Genomic DNA, 5,763 nt, shown 5'->3' with positions numbered 1-5,763 from the left:
ATGGAACTGACGAAGTCAGTAACCATACCCATGGCAAGGCGAAGCTGACGTTGTTTGAAGAGATTTTCGAAGAGTATAAGCATTTTACTGAAATTTTATCTTACCCTCTAGGATGGCAAATGACATTCCCTATCAAAAATGGTAAAATAAGAAAAAATAATCCGAGAATCGAGGAATTAAGATGCAAGAAAAGATTTTGCTAACGGGTGGAGCAGGTTTTATCGGAACCCACACTGTTATTGAGTTAATCCAAGCAGGTCATCAGGTTGTTGTGGTGGATAACCTTGTCAACAGCAATCGCAAAAGTTTAGAAGTTGTTGAGAAAATTACAGGAGTTGAAGTACCTTTCTATGAGGCAGATATCCGTGATATAGATACTCTTCGTGACATTTTCAAACAAGAAGAACCAACAGGGGTCATTCACTTTGCTGGCTTGAAGGCTGTTGGAGAATCTACTCGTATTCCTCTTGCCTACTATGACAACAATATCGCAGGAACTGTTAGCCTTTTGAAAGCTATGGAAGAAGCCAACTGTAAGAACATCATTTTCAGTTCTTCTGCGACAGTTTACGGAGATCCTCATACAGTGCCAATCCTGGAAGATTTCCCACTTTCAGTGACCAACCCATACGGTCGTACCAAGCTCATGCTAGAGGAAGTTTTGATAGATATCTACAAGGCAGACTCAGAATGGAATGTTGTCTTGCTTCGTTACTTTAACCCAATCGGAGCCCATGAGAGTGGTGATTTGGGAGAAAATCCAAACGGTATTCCAAACAATCTCTTGCCATATGTGACTCAAGTAGCCGTTGGAAAATTAGAGCAAGTGCAAGTGTTTGGAGACGATTACGATACGGAAGATGGAACAGGTGTTCGTGACTATATCCACGTTGTCGATTTGGCTAAGGGTCACGTTGCAGCTTTGAAAAAAATCCAAAAAGGTTCAGGACTAAACGTTTATAACCTTGGAACTGGTAAAGGTTACTCAGTTCTTGAAATTATCCAAAACATGGAAAAAGCGGTGGGACGTCCTATTCCTTACCGCATCGTAGAACGTCGCCCAGGGGATATCGCTGCCTGCTACTCAGACCCAGCAAAAGCTAAAGCAGAACTCGGTTGGGAAGCAGAACTCGACATCACCCAAATGTGTGAAGACGCATGGCGTTGGCAAAGCAAGCATCCAAATGGATTTGAAGACTAAGATGATGATTTCAATCATCGTCCCTTGTTTAAACGAAGAGGAAGTACTTCCTCTTTTTTATCAGGCTCTGGAAGCTCTGATTCCTGACTTGGAAACAGAAATCGAGTATGTCTTTGTCGATGATGGATCAAGTGATGGGACCTTGGAACTCTTAAAGGCCTATCGGGAGCAAAATCCGGCAGTTCATTATATTTCTTTCTCTCGAAATTTTGGCAAAGAAGCAGCCCTTTATGCAGGCTTGCAATATGCGACAGGAGATTTGGTGGTAGTGATGGATGCAGACCTCCAAGATCCTCCTAGTATGTTGTTTGAGATGAAAAATGTACTAGACAAAAATGTAGACTTGGACTGCGTTGGGACACGGAGAACTAGTCGGGAGGGAGAACCCTTCTTTCGCAGTTTCTGTGCTGTTCTCTTTTATCGCCTCATGCAAAAAATCAGCCCAGTAGCTCTGCCGTCGGGTGTCCGTGATTTTCGTATGATGAGAAGGTCTGTGGTCGATGCCATTTTAAGTTTGACTGAGTCCAATCGTTTTTCTAAGGGACTCTTTGCCTGGGTCGGCTTTAAAACCCACTATCTGGACTATCCAAATGTCGAAAGGCAGGCTGGCAAGACCAGTTGGAGTTTTAGGCAACTCTTTTTTTACTCCATTGAAGGGATTGTTAATTTTTCAGATTTCCCTTTGACTATAGCCTTTGTAGCTGGTCTCCTATCTTGTTTTCTTTCTCTGCTGATGACCTTTTTTGTTGTGGTTCGGACCCTCATTTTGGGCAATCCGACATCTGGTTGGACCTCTCTGATGGCTGTTATTCTCTTTCTTGGAGGCATTCAACTCTTGACCATTGGGATTCTCGGCAAGTATATCAGTAAGATTTATCTAGAGACCAAAAAAAGACCACTTTATCTGATCAAAGAAAAAAGTTATCATAGATCATGAAAAAGTAGGAGTTATCTAGCGCAGTCACTTTTTTTGTAATTATAATTCTTTTGGTCTGGAACTTGAGTGATTTTTAAAAAAATTAGGGATTTGACATGATATAAATGAACTATGTGGAATAAATTTACTGCAAAGACGATAACTTAATAAATAAAACATTCAGGAGGGTTATTTTATGCTAAGTAAAGAGGATTATACTGAAGAAATCGGGCTAATAAAGAAACAAAATTATGTAGAGGTTGAACTGTATCCTTTAGTTGCTGATATAATTAAGCCAACTTTAAAAGATAGTTTATCAAAAAGATATGTCTTCGGAAGACAAAGAAGGGGTTTGGGACAAATTTATTATGGTCTAAGTAATTTTCCTGATATAGTTATTTTAGATAAGACTTATGAAAACAAATCTAGGAAAAGTATAAAAATTGAAGAATGGAAGGAACTTCGAGGATGCGTGGAAGTTAAGAATTTAAATTATAGTTTAATTACAGAGGAAAAAATCAAATCAACCATATCGAACAGTTTTGAACATATAACTGGAGAGATGGGACAACTTATTGGAGACCTTTTATGGTATAAAAAAGTAATTTATACAAATGGAATTGAATGGAGATTTCTAAGTTTAGATGACAAGGAAGAGATAGATAATACAATTGTTGAAGTAGTTAACAAAAGAATAGAAACAGAAGAAGCGGGAAATTCTTTTGATTGGTGGAAGAATATTAAAGATTTATCGTTCAATTATACGGATATATGCCTATCTAAAGATTGTAGACAAGAGTGGAATGAATTTGTAAAAAGGGTAAAGGAAATAGAATGGTAGAGGTCTATTCTCATTGAGAAATTTAGATTTTAAGTTACAGTAAGATTTATTTAGAGACTAAAAAAAGACCACTTTATCTTATCAAAGAAAAAAGTGACCTTCCTGATTTTACAGAAAAAAATAAAGTGAAAAGACTATAATTTTACATGGAAATATGCTAAACTAGAAAGAGTGAAACGTTCTTGTCAATTTACTATGAGAGATTAGTGTTGATTTTTAATCAAGGCACGTGTCGGACAGTTTCTAACAGCCTCTAAGACATCCTGACTAGGAGAAATTTCTTTTTCCAGTTGGTCAGGATTATCGTAAAAACGCACGATTCCATTATCGTGGTAATCAAATAAGTCAGAATAAGTTTGGCAAAGCCCACAGGCGATGCATCGTTCAGGTATAAGTGTGATTTTCATGTTCATATTTATATTGTAATAAGAAAAGTAAAAAAAAACAAGGAGTAAGGTATGGCAAAAGAACCGTGGCAAGAAGATATTTATGATCAAGAAGAAGCAAGAGCAGAGCGTCGGCATCGAAACCACGGAGGGGCTGATAGGATGGCTAATCGTATTTTGACGATCCTAGCTAGTATTTTCTTTGTAATTGTGGTGGTGATGGTCATCGTTCTCATCTATCTATCATCGGGGGGGAGTAATCGCACAGCAGCCTTAAAAGACTTTCATGATTCTGATGCAAGTGTAGTACAAGTCTCATCTTCAAGCAGTTCTCAGCCTGAGCAGAGTTCAGAGCCAGAATCTACTTCTAGTAGTTCAGAAGAAGCTGCTAATCCTGAAGGAACGATTAAAGTTCTCGCAGGAGAAGGGGAAGCAGCTATTGCCGCTCGTGCAGGAATCTCCATTGCTCAGTTAGAGGCCTTGAATCCTGGGCACATGGCTACAGGATCTTGGTTTGCTAATCCAGGTGATGTTATAAAAATAAAATAGGAGCCGATATGAAAACAATTCAAATTGCTATTGATGGTCCTGCTTCCAGCGGTAAGAGTACGGTCGCAAAGATTATTGCTAAGGATTTTGGATTCACCTACCTTGATACAGGAGCTATGTATCGTGCAGCGACCTATATGGCTCTTAAGAACCAATTAGGAGTTGAAGAAGTCGGAGCCCTTCTAACCTTGTTGGACCAGCATCCAATCAGCTTTGGACGTTCAGAAACTGGAGACCAGCTTGTTTTTGTAGGAGATGTGGATATTACCCATCCTATCCGTGAAAATGAAGTGACCAATCATGTTTCTGCTATTGCAGCAATTCCTGAAGTGCGTGAGAAACTAGTTTCTCTCCAACAAGAAATTGCCCAGCAAGGTGGGATTGTCATGGATGGTCGCGATATTGGAACTGTTGTATTGCCACAAGCAGAATTGAAAATTTTCCTAGTAGCTTCTGTTGATGAGAGAGCAGGGCGCCGTTACAAGGAAAATATTGCCAAGGGAATTGAAACAGACCTTGAAACCCTAAAAAAGGAAATTGCTGCGCGTGACTACAAGGATAGTCATCGTGAGACTTCACCTCTCAAACAAGCAGAGGATGCTGTCTACCTTGATACAACTGGTTTGAATATTCAAGAAGTAGTTGAAAAAATCAAAGCAGAAGCTGAAAAAAGAATGTAAATGTAGAAAAGCCGATAGATGGATATCGGTTTTTTTCTAAATTTGTCAAAATGCTGATTTTAGGGTATAATAGTTGCTGTTCGAGAAATTTTGATTTTCAAAGAATAGTGAATGATGATAAGGAGAAACAATGAACAACCTACCAAATTGCCCAAAATGCAACTCAGAGTATGTCTACGAAGACGGTGCCCTACTGGTTTGCCCAGAGTGTGCTTATGAGTGGAATCCTGCTGAAGTTGCAGATGTAGAAGAGGGCCTTGTTGCTATCGATGCCAATGGAAATAAATTGGCTGACGGTGATACAGTAACTCTCATCAAGGACTTGAAGGTAAAAGGTGCGCCAAAAGATTTGAAACAAGGGACGCGCGTGAAAAATATCCGCATCGTAGAAGGTGACCACAATATTGACTGTAAGATTGATGGCTTCGGTGCCATGAAACTTAAATCAGAGTTTGTGAAGAAGATTTAAGTATGTCCAAGCACTATAAACTTGTATTTTATAGCCGTATCTTCTTGTTTCTAGCGGCTTTTACGGGAGTTTATCTTGAAATTACTAAGCATGGTGGTTTTGGGATGCTTCTCTATTACACGGTTCTGTCAAATCTGTTAGTAACTATTTTTACGCTCTATCTCTTAAAGGTTATGAGCCGTGTAGGTGAAAACTGGCAAAGACCAAGTCTCTTGCGCTTAAAAGGTGGGGTCACCATGAGTATCATGATTACCTGTGTGATTTACCATTTCCTCTTAGCGCCCATTGCGACTAATTTCTATACCCTAGAAAATTTCCTTTGCCACTATATCGTTCCCATCTGGTTTTTAGCGGATACCCTCTTTTTTGACAAACAGGGTCAATATAAGATTTGGGATCCAGCAGTGTGGACCATTTTACCCTTGCTGTATATGATGTTTGCTCTTTTTAATGGCTTGGTTCTAAAACTCAATATTCCAAATGCCAAGGATAATCCTTTCCCTTACTTCTTTTTGAATGTGAACAAGGGTTGGGATGTCGTATTCAAGTGGTGTCTGATTATCTTTGTTGCCTATATGGTAGCAGGATTTATCTTCTACTTTATCAAGCAAATCAAGAGAAAGTCATTCTAATACTCTTCGAAAATCTCTTCAAGCCACGTCAGTTTCGCCTTGCCGTAGATATGGTTACTGACTTCGTCAGTCTTATCTACAACCTCAAA

Annotated in this window: 8 protein-coding genes and 3 pseudogenes; 10 read left to right on the top strand and 1 reads right to left on the bottom strand. The window is 39.2% G+C overall.

The window, feature by feature from the left end; all coding sequences use genetic code 11:
* The 6 genes and pseudogenes from HT701_RS11270 to HT701_RS09875 all read left to right on the top strand — a co-directional run.
* A partial coding sequence (locus HT701_RS11270) for a hypothetical protein (RefSeq protein ID WP_205403476.1) occupies positions 1-203 on the top strand: 203 nt, incomplete at its 5' end.
* A complete protein-coding gene (gene galE, locus HT701_RS09890) occupies positions 182-1,201 on the top strand; it encodes a UDP-glucose 4-epimerase GalE (protein ID WP_023936965.1) in 1,020 nt (339 codons plus the stop codon). The genes HT701_RS11270 and galE, both read left to right, overlap by 22 nt.
* Positions 1,185-1,763, top strand: a pseudogene (locus HT701_RS11905) (glycosyltransferase family 2 protein); the annotation flags it as partial. The gene galE and the pseudogene HT701_RS11905, both read left to right, overlap by 17 nt.
* A gap of 186 nt (positions 1,764-1,949) precedes the next feature.
* A pseudogene (locus HT701_RS11900) lies at positions 1,950-2,138 on the top strand (glycosyltransferase); the annotation flags it as partial.
* Positions 2,139-2,313: 175 nt separating this feature from the next.
* Entirely contained in the window at positions 2,314-2,958 is a 645-nt protein-coding gene (locus HT701_RS09880) for a hypothetical protein (protein WP_023936967.1), read from the top strand.
* 38 nt (positions 2,959-2,996) lie between these two features.
* Positions 2,997-3,098, top strand: a pseudogene (locus HT701_RS09875) (group 2 glycosyl transferase); the annotation flags it as partial.
* A gap of 63 nt (positions 3,099-3,161) precedes the next feature.
* Here HT701_RS09875 and HT701_RS09870 read toward each other — a convergent pair.
* Positions 3,162-3,365, bottom strand: coding sequence for a ferredoxin (locus HT701_RS09870; RefSeq protein ID WP_080564678.1), 204 nt, complete (start codon positions 3,363-3,365; stop codon positions 3,162-3,164).
* Positions 3,366-3,416: 51 nt separating this feature from the next.
* Between HT701_RS09870 and HT701_RS09865 the strand changes: the two genes are divergently transcribed.
* The 4 genes from HT701_RS09865 to HT701_RS09850 all read left to right on the top strand — a co-directional run bounded on the left by HT701_RS09865 (position 3,417) and on the right by HT701_RS09850 (position 5,674).
* Positions 3,417-3,893, top strand: a complete 477-nt coding sequence (locus tag HT701_RS09865) for an SAG1386/EF1546 family surface-associated protein (RefSeq protein ID WP_001040900.1) — start codon at positions 3,417-3,419, stop codon at positions 3,891-3,893.
* An 8-nt stretch (positions 3,894-3,901) separates the two neighbouring features.
* The gene (cmk, locus tag HT701_RS09860; RefSeq protein ID WP_050207916.1) at positions 3,902-4,573 is read left to right on the top strand and encodes a (d)CMP kinase; all 672 of its coding nucleotides are present in this window, start codon (positions 3,902-3,904) and stop codon (positions 4,571-4,573) included.
* 130 nt (positions 4,574-4,703) lie between these two features.
* On the top strand, positions 4,704-5,042 hold the full coding sequence (locus tag HT701_RS09855; RefSeq protein WP_001061596.1) for a zinc ribbon domain-containing protein YjdM: 339 nt from the start codon (positions 4,704-4,706) through the stop codon (positions 5,040-5,042).
* A 2-nt stretch (positions 5,043-5,044) separates the two neighbouring features.
* Positions 5,045-5,674 (top strand): Pr6Pr family membrane protein, encoded by a 630-nt coding sequence (locus tag HT701_RS09850; RefSeq protein ID WP_000033949.1) that lies wholly within the window; start codon positions 5,045-5,047, stop codon positions 5,672-5,674.
* Positions 5,675-5,763 lie beyond the last annotated feature (89 nt).

The organism is Streptococcus sp. 10824 (assembly GCF_013276595.1).
In the GTDB taxonomy this organism is placed as follows: Bacteria; Bacillota; Bacilli; order Lactobacillales; family Streptococcaceae; genus Streptococcus; species Streptococcus pseudopneumoniae.
This window is presented reverse-complemented; position numbering and strand designations above follow the sequence as displayed.

Bases quoted from the DNA above. Each gene is read 5' to 3' on its own strand.
- HT701_RS09865 (WP_001040900.1), top strand. From the start codon at position 3,417: ATGGCAAAAGAACCGTGGCAAGAAGATATTTATGATCAAGAAGAAGCA.
- HT701_RS09880 (WP_023936967.1), top strand. From the start codon at position 2,314: ATGCTAAGTAAAGAGGATTATACTGAAGAAATCGGGCTAATAAAGAAA.
- HT701_RS09850 (WP_000033949.1), top strand. From the start codon at position 5,045: ATGTCCAAGCACTATAAACTTGTATTTTATAGCCGTATCTTCTTGTTT.
- HT701_RS09870 (WP_080564678.1), bottom strand. From the start codon at position 3,365: ATGAAAATCACACTTATACCTGAACGATGCATCGCCTGTGGGCTTTGC.
- galE (WP_023936965.1), top strand. From the start codon at position 182: ATGCAAGAAAAGATTTTGCTAACGGGTGGAGCAGGTTTTATCGGAACC.
- cmk (WP_050207916.1), top strand. From the start codon at position 3,902: ATGAAAACAATTCAAATTGCTATTGATGGTCCTGCTTCCAGCGGTAAG.
- HT701_RS09855 (WP_001061596.1), top strand. From the start codon at position 4,704: ATGAACAACCTACCAAATTGCCCAAAATGCAACTCAGAGTATGTCTAC.